General features: G+C 57.6%; 14 protein-coding genes. 2 read left to right on the top strand and 12 right to left on the bottom strand.

What is annotated here, in order from left to right; translation table 11 throughout:
* Positions 1–120: 120 nt before the first annotated feature.
* A complete protein-coding gene (locus NYE85_RS16780; RefSeq protein WP_259006356.1) occupies positions 121–2,205 on the top strand; it encodes a prolyl oligopeptidase family protein in 2,085 nt (694 codons plus the stop codon).
* 66 nt (positions 2,206–2,271) lie between these two features.
* Here NYE85_RS16780 and dtpA read toward each other — a convergent pair whose 3' ends face one another.
* The 5 genes from dtpA to rsxD form a co-directional block, all read right to left on the bottom strand.
* Positions 2,272–3,789 (bottom strand): dipeptide/tripeptide permease DtpA, encoded by a 1,518-nt coding sequence (gene dtpA / locus NYE85_RS16775; protein ID WP_259005863.1) that lies wholly within the window; start codon positions 3,787–3,789, stop codon positions 2,272–2,274.
* Between the two features lie 595 nt (positions 3,790–4,384).
* Positions 4,385–5,026 carry an endonuclease III gene (nth, locus tag NYE85_RS16770; protein WP_259005862.1) on the bottom strand — a complete coding sequence of 214 codons (642 nt, stop codon included), beginning with the start codon at positions 5,024–5,026 and terminating at the stop codon, positions 4,385–4,387.
* On the bottom strand, positions 5,026–5,724 hold the full coding sequence (locus NYE85_RS16765) for an electron transport complex subunit E (protein ID WP_259005861.1): 699 nt from the start codon (positions 5,722–5,724) through the stop codon (positions 5,026–5,028). Before NYE85_RS16765 ends, nth begins: the two co-directional genes overlap by 1 nt.
* Positions 5,721–6,350: an electron transport complex subunit RsxG gene (gene rsxG / locus NYE85_RS16760; RefSeq protein ID WP_259006355.1), complete on the bottom strand. Its 630-nt coding sequence runs from the start codon at positions 6,348–6,350 to the stop codon at positions 5,721–5,723. Before rsxG ends, NYE85_RS16765 begins: the two co-directional genes overlap by 4 nt.
* 9 nt (positions 6,351–6,359) lie before the next feature.
* Positions 6,360–7,445 carry an electron transport complex subunit RsxD gene (gene rsxD / locus NYE85_RS16755; protein WP_259005860.1) on the bottom strand — a complete coding sequence of 362 codons (1,086 nt, stop codon included), beginning with the start codon at positions 7,443–7,445 and terminating at the stop codon, positions 6,360–6,362.
* Between the two features lie 367 nt (positions 7,446–7,812).
* On the opposite strand from rsxD, the gene NYE85_RS16750 reads away from it, so the two are divergent.
* Positions 7,813–8,706 (top strand): helix-turn-helix domain-containing protein, encoded by an 894-nt coding sequence (locus NYE85_RS16750; RefSeq protein WP_259005859.1) that lies wholly within the window; start codon positions 7,813–7,815, stop codon positions 8,704–8,706.
* Positions 8,707–8,736: 30 nt separating this feature from the next.
* Here NYE85_RS16750 and rsxC read toward each other — a convergent pair whose 3' ends face one another.
* The 7 genes from rsxC to NYE85_RS16715 form a co-directional block, all read right to left on the bottom strand.
* Positions 8,737–11,319, bottom strand: coding sequence for an electron transport complex subunit RsxC (gene rsxC / locus NYE85_RS16745; protein ID WP_259005858.1), 2,583 nt, complete (start codon positions 11,317–11,319; stop codon positions 8,737–8,739).
* Positions 11,312–11,887 (bottom strand): electron transport complex subunit RsxB, encoded by a 576-nt coding sequence (rsxB, locus tag NYE85_RS16740; RefSeq protein ID WP_259005857.1) that lies wholly within the window; start codon positions 11,885–11,887, stop codon positions 11,312–11,314. The genes rsxC and rsxB overlap by 8 nt, the downstream gene beginning before the upstream one ends.
* Positions 11,887–12,468 carry an electron transport complex subunit RsxA gene (rsxA, locus tag NYE85_RS16735; protein WP_004963360.1) on the bottom strand — a complete coding sequence of 194 codons (582 nt, stop codon included), beginning with the start codon at positions 12,466–12,468 and terminating at the stop codon, positions 11,887–11,889. The genes rsxB and rsxA overlap by 1 nt, the downstream gene beginning before the upstream one ends.
* 148 nt (positions 12,469–12,616) lie before the next feature.
* On the bottom strand, positions 12,617–13,054 hold the full coding sequence (locus NYE85_RS16730) for a DUF2569 domain-containing protein (protein ID WP_259005856.1): 438 nt from the start codon (positions 13,052–13,054) through the stop codon (positions 12,617–12,619).
* Between the two features lie 391 nt (positions 13,055–13,445).
* Positions 13,446–14,858 (bottom strand): glycoside hydrolase family 1 protein, encoded by a 1,413-nt coding sequence (locus NYE85_RS16725; RefSeq protein WP_259005855.1) that lies wholly within the window; start codon positions 14,856–14,858, stop codon positions 13,446–13,448.
* Positions 14,859–14,983: 125 nt separating this feature from the next.
* A complete protein-coding gene (araA, locus tag NYE85_RS16720; RefSeq protein ID WP_259005854.1) occupies positions 14,984–16,489 on the bottom strand; it encodes an L-arabinose isomerase in 1,506 nt (501 codons plus the stop codon).
* Between the two features lie 84 nt (positions 16,490–16,573).
* The gene (locus NYE85_RS16715; RefSeq protein ID WP_405050680.1) at positions 16,574–18,253 is read right to left on the bottom strand and encodes a ribulokinase; all 1,680 of its coding nucleotides are present in this window, start codon (positions 18,251–18,253) and stop codon (positions 16,574–16,576) included.
* Positions 18,254–18,323: the final 70 nt, after the last annotated feature.

The following is an 18,323-nucleotide window of genomic DNA, read 5'->3' as shown; positions in this document are numbered from 1 at the left end:
CGCTGGGCATGCAGCGGCTAATCAACAGCGAACGGGCAGCAAAAGGAGCTTGAAATGCCAGTCACCAATCGACGCCAGTTTATTAAACTCAGCGCGCAAACCGCAGGAGCCGTAATTGCCATGACGACATTGCCAAACAGTATCCGCCTGGCCATGGCGGCAGACCAGTCCAACGCCGATCAATTCCTGTGGCTGGAGCAGTTGCACAGCCAACCGGCGCTGGAATGGGTAACCCAGCAAAACCAGCGCACGTTGTCGCGTTACGCGCAGGGCACGGATTTCCCACGGCTGGAACAGCAGGTGCTGGATATTCTGAATAAAGACACCCAAATCCCCTGGGTCGCTAAATACGGCGAGAACTACTACAACTTTTGGCAGGATCGGGATAACCCACGCGGCCTGTGGCGACGTACCACACTGCAAGAATACCGCAAGGCACAGCCGACCTGGGAAACGGTGCTGGATATCGATGCGTTGGGCAAGACAGAAGGACAGGAATGGGTGTTCCATGGTGCAACGCCATTGGCACCGGATTACCGTTACGCCTTGTTGAAACTCTCACCGGACGGCGGCGATGCGGTGACGGTGCGGGAATTCGATCTGCAACAGAAACGCTTTGTCAGCGACGGTTTTACGCTGCCGGTGGCCAAAAGCGTGGTGTCATGGGCGGATTATCAGCATCTGTTTGTCGCCACCTATTTCGGTCCGGATTCCCTGACCCAGTCCGGTTATCCACGGGTGGTTAAGCGCTGGCGGCGCGGCACGCCGCTTGACAGCGCGGAAACGCTGTATCAGGCACGGGCGGAGGATATGCGCGCTTACGCCTATCACGATGATACGCCGGGCTTTGAACGTGACTTTATCGTGCGCATGATGGACTTTTATCATCAGGAAACCTTCCTGCTGGACGCCAATGGCCGACAGATCAAGATTGAGGTGCCAACGGATGCCGAACTGGACTGTCACCGTGAATGGTTGCTGATCAAACTTGGCAGCGACTGGTCACTGGGAGATAAAACCTATCCAAGCGGTGCGTTGCTGGCGGCGAATTTTGCCGATTATCTGGCGGGCAAACGCCAGTTGAGCGTGCTGTTTACGCCGAGCGAACGCATGGCGCTCAGTGGCTACGCTACCACGCGCGACCATCTGATCGTCAGCATCATGGACGACGTGGTTAACCGGCTGGAAGTGCTGACGCCGCAAGGCAATGGCTGGCAGACGCGTCCGCTGGGCACGCCTGGCAAGCTCAGCACGCTGTCGGCTGGCGGAATTGACGACAAAACCAACGACTACTTCCTGACCGTTAGCGGCTTTTTGCAACCAACCTCACTGTATCTCGGCAACCTGGATGCGGGTGAGCCAGAATTGCTCAAGCAGGGGCCGCAGGACTTTGATGCCAGTGGCTATCAGGTCAGCCAGCATTTTGCACGTTCAAAAGACGGAACGCGGATCCCGTACTTTCAGATTGCTGCCGGCAACCTCAAGTTGGGGGGTAACAACCCGACGTTGCTGTACGGTTATGGCGGCTTTGAGGTTTCGCTGCAACCCGGCTATCTCGGTGCCAAAGCGCCAACCTGGCTGGAGCGTGGCGGGGTATACGTGGTGGCCAATATTCGCGGCGGTGGCGAATACGGTCCGGCCTGGCATCAGGCGGCGTTGAAACAAAACCGCCACCGTGCCTATGAAGATTTTGCCGCAGTAGCGCAGGACCTGATTGCCAGAAAAGTGACATCGTCACAAAAATTGGCTGCGCGCGGCGGTAGCAACGGCGGGCTGCTGGTGGGCAATATGCTGACGCAGTACCCAGAACTGTTCGGCTGTATCGTGTGTGAAGTGCCGTTACTGGACATGCAGCGCTATACCCAGCTTTCCGCCGGGGCGTCGTGGATTGCCGAATATGGCGATCCGCGTGACGCGCAACAATGGGCATACCTGCAGGCCTTTTCGCCGTATCACAATATCAAGGCGGGTGTGGCATATCCTCCGACGTTATTTCTTACCGCCACCAGTGACGACCGGGTCAATCCGTCGCATGCGCGCAAGATGGCGGCACGGATGCAACAAATGGGATACCAGCAAGCCTATTTTTACGAGAATACAGCCGGGGGGCATAGTGCAGCGGCCGACAAAAAGCAGTCGGCGTTTCATGCCGCGCTGGTGAGCGAGTTTATCTGGCAGACCCTGCAGGCTGGGCCGGCGGGCTAAACGCTGGCGGCGGCAAAAAAAACGGGGCCAATCATGGCCCCGTCGACGTTGGTTGCGTAATGCCGATTAACGCGCGGCGGTGGTCGCCTGTTGCGCCTTCTGTTCGGTGTCTTCTGCGGTGTCCAGCGTCATGCGGTACAGCTTTGGCGCGGTGAGCATCATCAGAATGGCGATAACGCCGGTAGCGATGCCAATCTGCATAAACACATGGCTGTAAATTGCCAATGAAGCATGCGCATCGTTCACGTCGCTTGGTACGGCGGTCAGGCCTGCCACTTTGCCGGCAATCAGCGCCGCAGCCGCGGTGGTCAGGAACCAGGAACCCATAATGAAGCCCATCAGGCGTTGCGGCACCAGTTGGGCCACCATTGCCAGCCCCAGACCCGAGATCATCAGCTCACCGACGCTTTGCAGCGCGTAGCTCAGGATCAGCCAGTTGACGGAAACGATACCCTGTTCGTTGGCGAAGCTGGCGCCCCACGGCAGCACCAGAAACGCACCGGAGCACAGGAACATCCCGAACGCGAACTTGTGCGGCATTGGCAGGCGATCGCCCATTTTATTGTACAGTGCCGCCAGAATCGGGCTGGCCAGCATGATCCAGAACGGGTTCAGCGCCTGGTACTGCTCGGGCTCGAACGCCAGGCCCAGAATGTTATGTTCAACGTTATGGATGGCAAAGAAGTTCAGTGAAGTTGGCATCTGGCTATACAGCACGAAGAACACCACCGCCTCCAGCATCAGCAGGAACGCCACGATCATTTTGCGACGCGCTGCGCCGTGCATGGCGAAGGTTTCCTTGGCAAACACGATCACAATGCCGGCAGAGATAATCGCCAGCGCCCAACGGGCAATGACCTGATTGTGCAGCAGCCAGCTGGACAGGGCGATCAGAGCGACAATACCAACCAGTACCATCAGCAGCTTTTGCAGATGCAATGGTTTAAAGTCTGGTTTGGAGCCGTGCTGTTTAACCCAGCGGTGACACAGCATAAAGTTGACCAGCGTGATCAGCATCCCGACCACGCTCAGCGAGAACGCGACGCTCCAGCCGTATTTTGCTGCCAGCCAGGGCGTTGCCAGCATCGACATGAAAGAGCCGATATTCACCGACATATAGTACATGGTGAAGGCGCCATCAAGACGCGGGTCGTCTTTTTCGTAGCAGGTGGACAGCAAGGAGGACGGGTTGGCCTTGAACAGGCCGCTACCGACGGCGATGGTTGCCATGCCGAGATAGACCCAGAAAATATCATGGCCGGAGTAGGCCACCATGGCGTAACCAACCGCCAATACCAGCGCGCCGAGGACGATCACGCGTTTGGTGCCGAGCACTTTATCTCCCAGCCAGCCGCCGATGGCGACAAAGCCATACACCAGCGCGCTGAAAGATGAAAACAGTGTAATTGAATCGGCTTCGCTCAGGCCAAGCATCTTGACCAGATAAACCGCCATGATGCCTTGCAGGCCGTAATAACCGAAACGCTCCCACAATTCGATCGAGAAGATCAAATAGAACGCCTTGGGTTGTTTAAAGGCGTTTAAGCTGACGCCTTCCTGATGTTGGTTGTTTGCTGTTGACACTGGTACCTCTTTTTTCACAGCCCGTCAGAAAGGACGGGAAATGCACAAGTTGATGCAGGACTGCATCCTTGTGCGTTGTTATAGGATGGGATGACGGCGGTTAATGTTCACTATCTTAAACGGCGTGGCAAGCAGTTTGACATATTCGGTTACATATAACGTATTTGGCATTATAATGTGATGTTGCAAATGTTATGCAGAATTAACGTTCGCAATTATTTCATTTGCCGATTTTTTGTTTTGTCTAAAAGATATACGCCATCGGAATAGTGATATGTTCTGCTATTTTTAAGTTTCATGGTTCATGCCATTGCATGTTGTTCAATAGGCGTTGCTATCTGGTGTCTAAGTGCCAATATGCAATATTAGTGAAACAGTGAGGGGAGGGTTATACAGCTGTTAATATATTGTGAATGGAAAACTGTGAGGCAATGCGCAATTTTCGACTAAATTTCCGCTTGAAATTAAGTGGAATCGTGGTTTCAGGCGGAAATCCGTAAAAATACCGTGGTTACTGCTGAGCAACATCACATTTTTAATAAAAAAGAGCCGCTAATAGCCGGCATGATGCTGGCGAGTACGACGCCCGGCAGCATCAGGCGTCGGGATAGACCTTTTCTTTGTATTCGCACAGATCTTCGATAATGCAGGAACCGCAGCGCGGCTTGCGCGCGATACAGGTGTAGCGGCCATGCAGGATCAGCCAGTGGTGGCAGTCGACCTTGAATTCCGCCGGCACCACCTTCAGCAGCTTGTCTTCCACCTGTTCGACGGTATTGCCCGGCGCGAAGCGCGTCCGATTGCTGACGCGGAAGATGTGGGTATCTACCGCAATGGTTGGCCAGCCAAAGGCGGTGTTCAACACTACGTTTGCCGTCTTGCGGCCAACGCCGGGCAGTGCCTCCAGCGCCGCGCGATCCTCGGGCACCTCGCCGCCATGCTGTTCCAACAAAATGCGGCAGGTTTTGATCACATTCTCGGCCTTGCTATTGAACAGGCCGATGGTTTTGATGTAGTCCTTGACGCCGTCGACCCCTAGCGCCAGCATCGCCGCCGGCGTATTGGCCACCGGATACAGCTTGGCGGTGGCCTTGTTGACGCTGACGTCGGTCGCCTGTGCCGACAACAGCACGGCAATCAATAGTTCAAACGGTGTGGTAAATACCAGTTCGGTGGTCGGGTGCGGGTTGTTGTCGCGTAAACGGGTCAGAATTTCCAGGCGTTTTTGTTTATTCATCAGGCTTTCTCTGGCTGTCCTTTTTCCAGCGTCGGCTGGTGAGCTACGGCTTGGGCTTTGCGCGCCTTCATTTTTTCATCAATTACATATTTGACCGCCAGCATCAGCCCCAGCCCGATAAACGCCCCGGGCGGCAACATGGCCAGCAGGAACGGGCTGTCGAAATGCACGACTTCGATACGCAACACTTTGGCCCAACTGCCTAACAGCATGTCGGCACCGTCAAACAGCGTGCCGTTGCCAATCAGTTCGCGCATCGAACCCAGCACGAACATGGCGCCGGTCGCGCCCAGGCCGATGAACAGGCCGTCAATCAGCGCCAGCCCGACCGGCTTGCGTGCCGCGACCGCTTCTGCGCGGCCGACCACGATGCAGTTGGTGACGATAAGCGGGATAAAGATCCCCAGCGATTGATAAAGACCAAAGGCATAGGCGTTGATCAGCATTTGCACGATGCTGACCGCCGCGGCGATGATCATCACGTAGATCGGAATACGTACTTCACCTGGCACCCAGCGACGCAGGGCGGAGATGGAGCCATTGGTGATAACCAATACCAGCGTGGTCGCCAGTCCCAGTCCCAGGGCGTTGGTGGCGGTGGAGGTGACCGCCAGCAGCGGGCACAGCCCGAGCAGCTGCACCAGCGCCGAGTTGTTTTTCCACAACCCTTGAATCATTAACTCTTTTGCTTCGCTCATTCGCCGGCTCCACAGGCAGGTAATGTGGCTAGTTTAGGCGGCAATGTTTCCATATACAACGCAGTGCGGCGCACCGAATTGACCACCGCGCGCGGGGTGATGGTAGCACCGGTAAACTGATCGAACATACCGCCGTCTTTCTTCACCGCCCAGCGTTTATCGTCCGGGCCTGTAATTTTCTTGCCGCTGAAAAAGGTGATCCAGTTGCTGATACGCAGTTCGATCTTGTCGCCCAGCCCCGGCGTTTCGTGATGCTCGATCACCCGGCTGCCAAATACATTGCCGCTGAAGTCAGCGCCAACCAGCAGTTTGATGGCACCGGAATAGCCGTCCGGTGCGGTAGTTTCCAGCGCGGCAGCTACCGGCTGCCCCTGTTTACGCGCCAGATACAAGCGGTGCGCAAGGGCGTTGCCAAGGGCCGGATCGCTCACCAGGTAACACTCGGACTGCATATCATTATCATAGCTGTCGGGCGGTACTACCTGGTCCAGCAGGCTTTTCTGTTGCAGGGCGGCCTGATGGGCGATGGTTTTTTGCGTCAGCGTGTTGACTACCGCGGTCAGGCCGGTGGTCACGGCGGCGAACAGCGCCAGCGTCGTGCCATGCTTTCTCATTGATTGCAGCATCATGGCTCCTTAACGATGACCGTAAACGCGCGGCTGCGTGTAGTGATCGATCAGCGGCACGGTGATATTGGCCAGCAGTACGGCGAACGCGACGCCGTCCGGATAACCACCGTAGACGCGAATCAACCATACCAGCAGGCCGATCAGCGCGCCGTAAATCAAGCGGCCGCGAGGAGTGGTGGAGGCGCTGACCGGATCGGTGGCAATAAAGAAGGCACCCAGCATCGTTGCACCGGACAACAGATGGATCAGCGGTGACGCCTGATGGGCGGGATCCAGCAGATAGGCGACGCCGGAGCACAGTGCCAGCATTGCCAGCATGCTGAAGGGGATTTGCCAGTGGATCAACCTGCGTCCCAGCATAAACAGCCCGCCGGCCAGAAAGCCGAGGTTGACCCATTGCCAGCCGATGCCCGCCAGCGCAGCACCGAAGATCGGCGTTTGCAATACTTGTTCAACCGAATGTCCGCTGCGCAGACCGGTTTTGAAACCGTCCAATGGCGTCGCCTGGCTGATGCCGTCTACGCCCATTTGCAGTTCGTGCAGGGTGGCGCCCTGGCTGGTATGGCCGCCGAAAATGGTCAGCAACAGGTCAGGCAATGATAACGCGGTGGCGCGCAGCGTCTCCGGTGGCAGCCAACTGGTCATTTGCACCGGGAAGGAAATCAGTAGCACCACGTAACCGACCATCGCCGGGTTGAACGGGTTTTGTCCCAGACCGCCATAGAGTTGCTTGGCAATAACGATGGCGAACAGGGTGCCGATGACGATCATCCACCATGGCGCCAGCGGCGGCAGGCTGATACCGAGCAGCAACGCGGTCAGTAAGGCCGAGTTGTCGGCCAGGCGCGCACGCACCGGCTGCTTGCGCAGCGCCAGTATGGCGCTTTCAGCCAGCAGAGCGGCGATCATGGCCAGTGCTATCTGAATCAGGCTGCCATAGCCGAAGAACCATAGCTGCGCGGCCAAACCTGGGATGCAGGCCAGCATCACCCATAGCATGATGCGGCTGGTGCTTTGCTGATTATGGGTGAAAGGGGAACTGGCGATATGTAAGCCTTTGGCAGCTGTCTGTTTTATCGGCCTGAACTTCATAGAGTAACTACACCTGTCTTTGCCGCGTCAACGGCAGATTCAACACGCCGCTCAACGGGCGCAGGGAAAATGATAGCGCAGCATTCTACCTCATTCACCGATGGGGTAATACGCAATGATATTGGGGTTATCGAGTTTTTAGCACGCATTGTGGCGTGAGCGAGAAAATTGTGTGGTTTTTTCCGTCAGTGTTTTGCGTTAGCTTGATGATAAAGCGAGCAGATCGGCGTTAAAATCACGCCCAATGCGCAATATCCCTAATGATAACATGTACATTTTGGTACATTTATTCGCACAAAATAACAACTTTTGCATAATCCATCTAGGTTATTATCCCGAGTATTATTAAGTTAGTGAATGAATAATAATGACAAATGAAGACGTTTTTTTTATTGAAGAGCTGATTGAGTGGGTCGAAATACATCTGGAAACACGGCCAAATCTTGACGAAGTGGCGCGGATATCCGGTTATTCCAAGTGGCATCTGCAACGCAAGTTCAAACGGATCACCGGCATCCAACTGGCGACCTACATCCGCTCGCGTATTCTGACGCGCGCGGCCGTGGCACTGCGTATTACGCGTCGTTCAATTATTGATATTTCTGATGAGTTGGGCTTCGACTCACAACAAACCTTTACCCGCATGTTCAAGCAGCGTTTTGGTACCACGCCAAACCGCTATCGCTCAATGGACAAATGGGACGTAAAAAACCTGATGCCGCGCTTTAATTTCGACGCGCAGTATGAAAAGGGCTATTACCCGGAAGTAAAGCGACTGACGTTGCCGGAAATGCAGCTGGCGGGTTTTTCGCGGCGGCTGGATTTTGACGTGATGGAAGGCATGGAACATGCTTCCTGCATGGCGATGAAAGATGAAATTTTCAACGACTTCTTCAAAGGGTTAAGCGTGGACTGCCATAAGGTCTACAGCATTCATTCTGCTCGCAGCTGTGATTATGGCGAGTTTTCTGCGGTGCATACCATGGCGGTTGAGCAACTGCATCGTAAGGATATTCTTTCCGGCCATCAGATTGATAACATTCATCTGCCCGAGCGTGAGTATATTTCGATTACCCATCAAGGAACTGCCAAAGAGTGCGTGCAGTTTTTTTCCTATTTGATTACCCATGTGATGCCTGGCCTGCGCCATAAAGTGAAGGGCAGCATTGAGATGGAAATCATTGATATTGCGCAGTGGCAGCAGGATGCCAAAATGCGCCAGATTAACGTCAACTACACCTACCTGATTTCTATCGACTAATAAGCGCCTTGCATCCTGCAAGGCGTTATTTCAGCTCTCTTTCTCGGTTTGCGTCTGCTGCGCGGCCTTTTTGGCCTTGACGCGGGCGATGGCGGCGGCCACCGCGGCCTTGCGCGGATCGTCTTGTTCCGGCGCGGCGGCCTCGGCTTCAGCCGGAGTGGCCTCTGGCGTTTGCTGCGCGGCCTTTTTGGCCTTGACGCGGGCGATGGCGGCAGCCACCGCGGCCTTGCGCGGATCGTCTTGTTCCGGCGTGGCGGCCTCGGCTTCAGCCGGGGTGGCCTCTGGCGTTTGCTGCGCGGCCTTTTTGGCCTTGACGCGGGCGATGGCGGCGGCTACCGCGGCCTTGCGCGGATCGTCTTGTTCCGGCGCGGCGGCCTCGGCTTCAGCCGGGGTGGCCTCTGGCGTTTGCTGCGCGGCCTTTTTGGCCTTGACGCGGGCGATGGCGGCGGCCACCGCGGCCTTGCGTGGATCGTCTTGTTCCGGCGCGGCGGCCTCGGCTTCAGCCTGGGTGGCCTCTGGCGTTTGCTGCGCGGCCTTTTTGGCCTTGACGCGGGCGATGGCGGCGGCCACCGCGGCCTTGCGCGGATCGTCTTGTTCCGGCGCGGCGGCCTCGGCTTCAGCCGGGGTGGCCTCTGGCGTCTGCTGTGCGGCCTTTTTGGCCTTGACGCGGGCGATGGCGGCGGCTACCGCGGCCTTGCGCGGATCGTCTTGTTCCGGCGCGGCGGCCTCGGCTTCAGCCGGGGTGGCCTCTGGCGTCTGCTGCGCGGCCTTTTTGGCCTTGACGCGGGCGATGGCGGCGGCCACCGCGGCCTTGCGCGGATCGTCTTGTTCCGGCGCGGCGGCCTCGGCTTCAGCCGGGGCGGCCTCTGGCGTCTGCTGCGCGGCCTTTTTGGCCTTGACGCGTGCCAGCGCTGCGGCCACCGCGGCCTTGCGTGGATCGTCTTGCTCCGGGGCGGTAACCTTGGCTACTGGCGGCGCTGCGACATCGGTCTGCTGCTGTGCCTTGCGTTCCCGTGCCAGCGCTTTACGCGCTTCACGGGCGGCAATCACCGCACTATTATCCGGCTCCTGCCCGTTATGCGCACTACCTTCGGCGGCGGTGCTGTTGCTGCGAACTCGCTTCAGCGCAGCCTGCACGGCACTCTGATCGTCATCGGTCAGTTTCACCGCCGCTTTTTTGTGGCGTTCTTCACGCGCCAGTTTCTCGCGTTCCATCCGCGCCAGTTTGGCCTCATAACGCGCCTTGGCTTCGGCGGCGCGTGCTGCTTCCTGATCGATGGCCTTGATCTCGGCTTTTTCCTGTCGGTAATACTGCACCAACGGAATATTGCTTGGGCAAACGTAGGCGCAGGCGCCACATTCAATACAGTCAAACAGGTTGTGATTGCGCGCTTTGTCGTGTTCCTGCCCGCGGCTGAACCAATAGAGCTGCTGCGGCAGCAAACCGGCGGGGCAGGCGTCAACGCATAACCCGCAGCGGATGCAAGACTGCTCTGGCTCCTGTGGCGCCATTTCGTCCACCGTCGGTGCCAGCAGACAGTTGCTGATTTTGACAATTGGCACGTTGAGCGCCGGCAGGGTGAAGCCCATCAGCGGCCCACCCATCACCACCATCTGCTGCGGCTGCGGCTGGAAGCCGGCAAATGCCAACAGATGCTCGACCGGGGTGCCGATGCGTGCCCACAGGTTGCCGGGCTGGCTCAGCGCGTCGCCGGTCAGCGTGACAACGCGTTCAATCAACGGTTCGCCGTCAATGATGGCGCGCTTGATGGCAAAGGCGGTGCCGACGTTTTGCATCAACACACCGATAGCGGAAGAGTGTTTACCGTGCGGCACCTCTTTGCCTGTCAGAATCTTGGTCAACTGCTTGGCGCCGCCGGACGGGTATTTGGTCGGGATCACCCGCAGTGTGACGTGCGGGTGTTGGCGTAGCGCCAGTTCCAGCGCGGCGATGGCCTGCGGTTTGTTATCTTCAATGCCGATCAGCGTGGTTTTGGGCTTGAGCAGATGGCGCAGGATCTCGGTACCTTGCAGTATCTGGTCGGCATGCTCCTGCATCAGACGATCGTCGGCGGTGATATAGGGTTCACACTCGGCGGCGTTGAGGATCAGCGTCTCTACGCCGTGCGCGCCGCCCTGCAATTTGCTGGCGGTGGGGAAACCGGCGCCGCCCAGACCGGCAATGCCGGCCTGATGGATGCGCGCAACGATCTCGGCCGGTGACTGCTGGCGATAGTCGGCCAGAGGCGTGCGTTCGCACCACTGGTCCTCGCCGTCAGGGCGGATCATCACGCACATTTCCGCCAGCCCGGACGGGTGGGCGGTAATATGCGGTTTGATGGCAATCACCGTGCCGGAGGTCGGCGCATGTACCGGCAGCGTTCGCCCACGGCCAATGGTCAGCGGCTGGCCTTTCAGCACCGCATCGCCGACCTGCACGATCGGTTCACCTTCCGGCCCCAGATGCTGTTGCAGCGGAATGATGAATATGTCGGGCAGCGGTGCCGTACGCAGCGGTACCCCGCTGGACTGCGTTTTCATTTCAGGTGGATGGATCCCGCCGTCGAAATCCCAAATCCGATCTTTTTTGAAGGCGGCGAACAGATTAAACATGTTGCTCCACGTGAATGACTTGCACAGGGATGGTGTTCATATCCCATTTCCAATTGGCGGTGGTGGTGGCGACCGGTTTCATTTCAATACAGTCCGTCGGGCAGGGCGCAACGCACAGATCGCAGCCGGTGCACAGATCGGTAATCACGGTATGCATGGCACGGGTAGCGCCGACGATGGCATCCACCGGGCAAGCCTGGATGCACTTGGTGCAGCCGATGCAGTTGGCTTCGTCGATAAACGCTACTTTGCGCGTCGGTTGCGCCACCTCTTCGCCGCCGTCCAGCGGCTGTGGCTCGACGTTGAGCAGCTCGGCCAGCTTCAGCATCACCTGCTCGCCGCCCGGCGCGCATTTGTTGATCATTTCGCCATTGGCCACCGCTTCGGCATACGGTCGGCAGCCGGGATAGCCACATTGTCCACACTGGCTCTGCGGCAGGATTTCGTCCACCTGTTCGGCGATCGGATCTTCTTCCACCTCAAATCGGCGCGCGGCGAAACCGAGCACCAGACCAAACAGCAGCCCAAGGGCGCCCAGTGCCGCAACGGCAATCCACAACGCACTCATTAGAATTTCACCAGCCCGGTAAAGCCCATAAAGGCCAACGACATCAGTCCGGCGGTGATCAGGGCGATAGACGAACCACGGAACGGCGCCGGTACGTCAGCCACCGCCAGCCGTTCGCGGATGGCGGCAAACAGCACCATTACCAGCGAGAAACCCGCGGCGGCACTAAAGCCGTATACCGCAGATTGCAGGAAGTTATAGCCAAGGTTGATGTTTAGCAACGCCACGCCAAGCACCGCACAGTTGGTGGTGATCAACGGCAGGAAAATGCCAAGCAGCCGGTACAGCGCCGGGCTGGTTTTACGCACCACCATTTCGGTGAACTGCACCACCACGGCGATGACCAGAATAAAGGACAGCGTGCGCAGGTATACCAGATCCAGCGGCACCAGAATAAAGGTATTGATGACCCAGGAGCTGATCGAGGCCATCGTCATGACGAAGGTGGTCGCCATGCCCATGCCAATGGCGCTTTCCAGTTTTTTGGATACGCCCATAAACGGACACAGGCCAAGAAACTTCACCAGGACAAAGTTGTTCACCAGTACGGTGCCGACAAAAAGGAGCAGGTATTCGGTCATTGCAACGCCTAAAAAAAGAAAAGCCGCTTATTATCGGGAATCAGCGGTATAACGACAACATATGAATCGCAGGGATAATACCCTTTTTGCTACGAATTGGTCAAAATTTGCACGCCATGACGTGCAAATCGTGCCTTTGCCCGCGCGTTTATTGGGTAAAGGTTCCCTTGACCCGCTGCGAGCGCTTGATATAGGGCACCAATAGTGCCGCCATCAGCAGAGGCCAGCCGAGGCTGCGTACCGCCAGTTCGTCGGGGATAGGCGAAAAGGCGAATGCCTTGATCGCCAGCAGCACGGTAATCAACAGCCACACCAGGAACAGTTTCGGGAAGCGACGTGCGCGGTGGCAGAACAGCCACAACAGCCACAGGGTAAACGCCCACATGGCAAGAGTGGTGAACACCGAAAAGTACCATTGCAGGCTGAAGGCCTGGGCATTGGTCATCAGATATTCGCGTGACTCCGGGGCGACGATCGCCATGCCGTACAGGATAAGCATCAGGCTGGCGCTCAGCAGGGTAACGATCAGATAGGCCATCGGGGCCAGCAGCCAACCACCAATGCGATTGTATTCTATAGAGGACATAACGGCTTCCTGAGACGGTCAAGGTAACAAGCGGCATAGAGTAGCGGGTAATTACCGCCTCGTCATCCCCATGCGTGCTGTCGACCAGGATGTGCGCAGCGTGGCACTTTTATCATTATTGCCATCGGTATGATGTCAGCAAAAACCAGCATCTCATACTGCCATTGGATATGGAGATAACGCATGACGGAGGTAGGTCATATTTTCAAAGAATTTAATATCAATATTTAAGCATGACCGGCTCGGCGTATATGGCACGAGATAGACCAAAGAGGTTTGCTAAAGCAACCGGCACCTAGCCACTGGAACTCTCAAGTTTCAGTGGCTAGGTGCCGGATGATAGGCAGCACCCGCCCCGTAGCAGGACGGGCTGAAGAGAGTACCGGCTAAATTAACGCTCTGCGCCGTTGCTGGCGATCAGTTTCTGATACCAGAAGAAGCTCTTCTTGCGCTGGCGCGCCAGATCTTTCTGGTGATCGACATAAACAAAACCGTATTGCTTCTGGAAGCCGTTCAGCCAGCTCAGCAAGTCGATAAATGACCACGGATAATAACCGCGTACGTCAGCGCCCTGAGCGATTGCATCTTCGATCGCGCCGATATGCTGGTTGAGATAGTCAATGCGGTCGTCGTCCACCACTTCGCCATCGATAATCGGGTCTTTGGCGCCGAGGCCGTTTTCGGTGATGTAAATCGGAATGTCACCGTAGCGCGCCTTGATATTCATGATGCCTTCGGTCAGGCCCTGCGGATAAATCTCCCAGTCCCAATCGGTGTAGACGCCGTTCGGATTGCGCACGAACTTGAACAGACCCTTGAAGCCGAACTCATTGCCCTGTTGGTGACCTTTGCCTTTTTCGCCGGTGGTGTTGATGGTCAGGTGGGACTCCTGATGGTTGGCGGCAATGGTTTCGCGCTTGTAGTAATTCAGGCCGATGAAATCGCAGATATTGTCACGCAACAGTTGCCGATCGCCTTCAGCGAACTGTGGAACGCCCCACAGTGCCTGAGTCTGTGCCAGCAGTTCTGCCGGGTATTCGCCTTTCAGCACCGGGTCGTACAGCCAGTGGGTAAAAATGCCATCGGCCAACTGGCAGGCGGCGAGATCTTCCGGTGACTGGCTGAGTGGGGTATTGGTCTGCAACACATTGACGAAGCCGATCTTGCCGTCGATGCCGCTGGTACGGAATGCCGCCACCGCTTTGGCGTGGGCGACAAAAACGTGGTGGCAGGCCTGCACCGCGCGCGCCGGGCTTTGCACGCCCGGTGGATGGCCGCCGGTGATATAGCCAAAACCAATAAAGCAGATGGTTTCATTAAAGGTCGACCACAGCTTGACGCGGTCGCCGTAACGCTCATAACACAGCCGGGCATAGGCTTCGAACGCCTCGGTGGTGGCACGCGCTTCCCAGCCGCCTTCGTCCTGCAGCGCCTGCGGCAGATCCCAGTGATAAAGCGTGATCATCGGTTCGATACCGTGTTCCAGCAATGCGTCGATCAAATCGCTGTAAAACGCCACCCCGGCCTCATTGACCTGGCCACGGCCCTGCGGCAGCAGGCGCGGCCAGGAGATGGAAAAGCGGTAGCTCTTCATGCCCATTTCAGCCATCAGCGCCACGTCTTCGCGGAAGCGATGATAGTGATCGACCGCCACATCGCCGTTGGTGCCTTGATAGGTGGTACCGGGCAGGTGGGAAAACACGTCCCAGATGGACGGGCCCTTGCCGTCGGCGTCATGGGCGCCTTCAACCTGATACGCCGCAGTAGCCGCGCCCCAGAGGAAATCTTTCGGGAAAGCAGACATAAACAACTCTCTCTGTCAGATGAATGATTGAATCAGTATCAGCGTAGTCTAGGGGGAATGGGAATAGCTTTGCAACCGGTTTCTGAAACCGGTTGCAGTTTTAATGTCTGGCAGAGAGTGCGAGATTAACGGCGGTTCAACTGATAGTAGGCCTCGTTCCAGCGGATTTCATTCTTGAACGCTGGCAGCGTGGTGTCGTTATCGATCAGCAGGAACTCGATATTGTGCATTTCGGCATAGAGACGCAGGTAATCGGCGTTCAGCGCCTGCGAAAACACCGTGTGGTGCGCGCCGCCGGCTAAAATCCAGGCTTCGGCGGCAGTAGCCAGCGTCGGCTGCGCCTGCCAGATAGCGCGCGCCACCGGCAATTTCGGCAGTGGGTGCGGCTGTTCCACGGTATCCACCTGGTTGACCAGCAGACGGAAGCGATCGCCCATATCGATCAGACTGGCGTTGACCGCCGGGCCGGCCGGGGTAGAGAAGATCAGGCGTGCCGGATCTGCCTTGCCGCCGATGCCCAGCGGTTGAATGTCCAGCAGCGGTTTTTGCTCCTTGGCAATTGACGGGCACACTTCGAGCATGTGCGAGCCCACCACCAGATCGTTACCCGGCTGGAAGTGGTAGGTGTAATCCTCCATAAACGAGGTACCGCCGTCCAGGCCGCCGGCCATCACTTTCAGAATGCGCAGCAGCGCGGCGGTCTTCCAGTCGCCTTCGCCACCAAAGCCGTAGCCTTGCTGCATAAGGCGCTGTACCGCCAGCCCCGGCAGCTGCTTCATGCCGTGCAGATCTTCAAAGTTGGTGGTAAAGGCGTGAAAATCTCCCTGCTCAAGGAAGCGTTTCATACCCAGCTCGATACGTGCCGCGTCGATCAGGTTTTCGCGTTTGGCGCCGTTGCTTTTTACCGCTTCGCTCAGCACGTAGCTGGCTTCGTATTCTTCAATCAGCGTATCGACGTCGCCACGGCTGACTTCGTTGATCACGCTGACCAGATCGCCGATGCCGTAAGCGTTTACCGCATAGCCAAACTGGATCTGCGCGCCGACTTTATCGCCTTCGGTTACCGCCACCTGGCGCATATTGTCGCCAAAGCGCGCCACTTTCAGCTGCTGGCTTTCCTGGCGGGCGGCGGCAACGCGCATCCATTGTGCGATGCGCTGGTGCGCATTGCGATCCTGCCAATGGCCGGTAATCACGCTGTGCTGCTGACGCATGCGTGCGCCAATAAAGCCGAACTCACGGCCGCCGTGGGCGGTCTGGTTGAGATTCATAAAGTCCATATCCATGCTGTCCCACGGCACTTCGGCGTTGAACTGGGTATGGAACTGCAGCAGCGGTTTGTTGAGGATCGACAGTCCGGCGATCCACATTTTTGCCGGCGAGAAGGTATGGAGCCAGGTCAGAATGCCGATGCACTGCTGCTGATAATTGGCGTCGCGACACACGGTGGTGATTTCATCTGGCGTGGTCACCAGCGGTTTGAGCACCAGCTTGACCGGCAGGCCGGCGTCGCGGTTCAGGCTATTGACCACCTGCTCGGCATGTTCTTTGACCTGTTGCAGCGTTTGCGGGCCATACAGATGTTGGCTGCCGATCACGAACCATACTTCGCGTTGTTTGAATGCGTCCATCAGTAACTCCTGACATGTTGACTGGGTGATAAAAGAGAGGACGCCGCCGCAGGCGGCACCCGAAAGTTCAGTGGCTGTGGATCGTTATGCGTGACGTTCAGCGGCATAGCGCGGCTCGGCGGCGTCGCACCACTGCCGATAACGCTGGTAGAGCTGCTGAAAGCGCGCTACTCGCTGCGGATCCGGTTGCAGCGTGCGTTCCAGTCCACAGGCCATGTGCTGTTGCGCGGTCGGGACGTCGGCGAACTGTCCGGCGGCGACGGCGGCGAAGATCGCAGCGCCGAGCGCACAGCACTGATCGGAGGCGACGATCTGCAGCGGGCGATTCATCACGTCGGCGCAAACCTGCATGATGGTCGGTGATTTACGCGCAATGCCGCCCAAGGCCAGTACGTTCTCGACCGGGATATCCTGCTGTTCAAAGCATTCCATGATGGCGCGTGCGCCAAAGCCGGTGGCGGCGATAAAGCCACCGAACAGCGTCGGTGCATCGGTACCGAGATTGAGGTCGGTAATTACCCCTTTGAGGCGCTGATTGGCGTATGGCGTGCGGCGACCATTGAACCAGTCCAATACCACCGGCAGGTGATCGAGCGAAGGATTGCTAGCCCAGGCGTCGGTAAGCGACGCCAGCAGCTGGTTTTCAATCTGCCGGAGCTGGGGTTCCAGCTCCGGTTGGCGCGTTGCCGCTTCGCGCAGCGGCCAGCTCAGCAGGCGGCTGAACCAGGCGTACATGTCGCCGAACGCCGACTGGCCCGCTTCCATGCCGATCAGACCCGGCATAACGCTGCCGTCGACCTGGCCGCAGATGCCGGCAATGGCGCGATCGCCAACCCGTTCACGATCGGCAATCAGAATGTCGCAGGTGGAAGTGCCGATAACCTTGACCAGGGTATACGGCTGGGCGCCGGCACCGACCGCGCCCATATGGCAGTCGAACGCGCCGCCGGACAGCACTACGTGCTGCGGCAGGCCCAGGCGCTGTGCCCATTCGGCAGTCAGCGTGCCGACCGGTAGATCGGCGGTATGCGACTGTTCGAACAGGGGATAGGGCAAGTCTTCCACCAGCAGCGGGTCGAGCGCGGCAAAGAACTCTTTTGGCGGCAGGCCGCCCCAGTCCGGGTGCCACAGCGTTTTATGGCCAACGCTGCAACGCCCGCGCTTTAACCGCGCCGGCGCAGTGGTTCCCGACAGCAATGCCGGCACCCAGTCGCACAGTTCAACCCAGGAAGCGGCGGCGTGGCGTACCGCATCGTCGGCACGCGACACGTGCAGGATTTTGGCCCAGAACCACTCAGAGGAATAAACGCCGCCGATATAACGTGAGTAATCGGTCGCGTTGCCGCTATGGCACAGGCGATTGATCTCTTCGGCTTCTTCAATGGCGGTGTGATCTTTCCATAACACGAACATGGCGTTCGGGTTATTGGCGAACTCGGGACGCAACGCCAGTACATCGCCGTTTTCATCAATTGGCGCCGGCGTTGAGCCGGTGGAATCCACGCCGATGCCAATTACCTGCTGGCGCTGTTGCTCGCTCATACGCTGCACCACCGCCACGATCGCCTGTTCCATCGCCTCGATATAATCGAGCGGATGGTGGCGGAACTGGTTTTCAGCCGCATGGCAAAATTCGCCGCGTTGCCAGCGGGGGTAGTAAACCACCTCGGTGTCCAGCTCATTGCCGTTATGGCACTCCACCGCCAGTACCCTCACCGAGTCGCTGCCGAAGTCCAATCCCAGGGCGATTGCGCCTGCCGTCATGATGTTGACCCTCATTATTAATCTGTTATGGCGGATTCCCGATAGGTTTCAGGGTGCAGGCGCCGAGCTG

Origin of the sequence: Serratia sp. AKBS12 (genome assembly GCF_024793895.1) — a bacterium.
Classification (GTDB): domain Bacteria; phylum Pseudomonadota; class Gammaproteobacteria; order Enterobacterales; family Enterobacteriaceae; genus Serratia_F.
The sequence above is the reverse complement of the archived record's forward strand: the minus strand, read 5'-3'. Positions and strand labels throughout refer to the sequence as shown.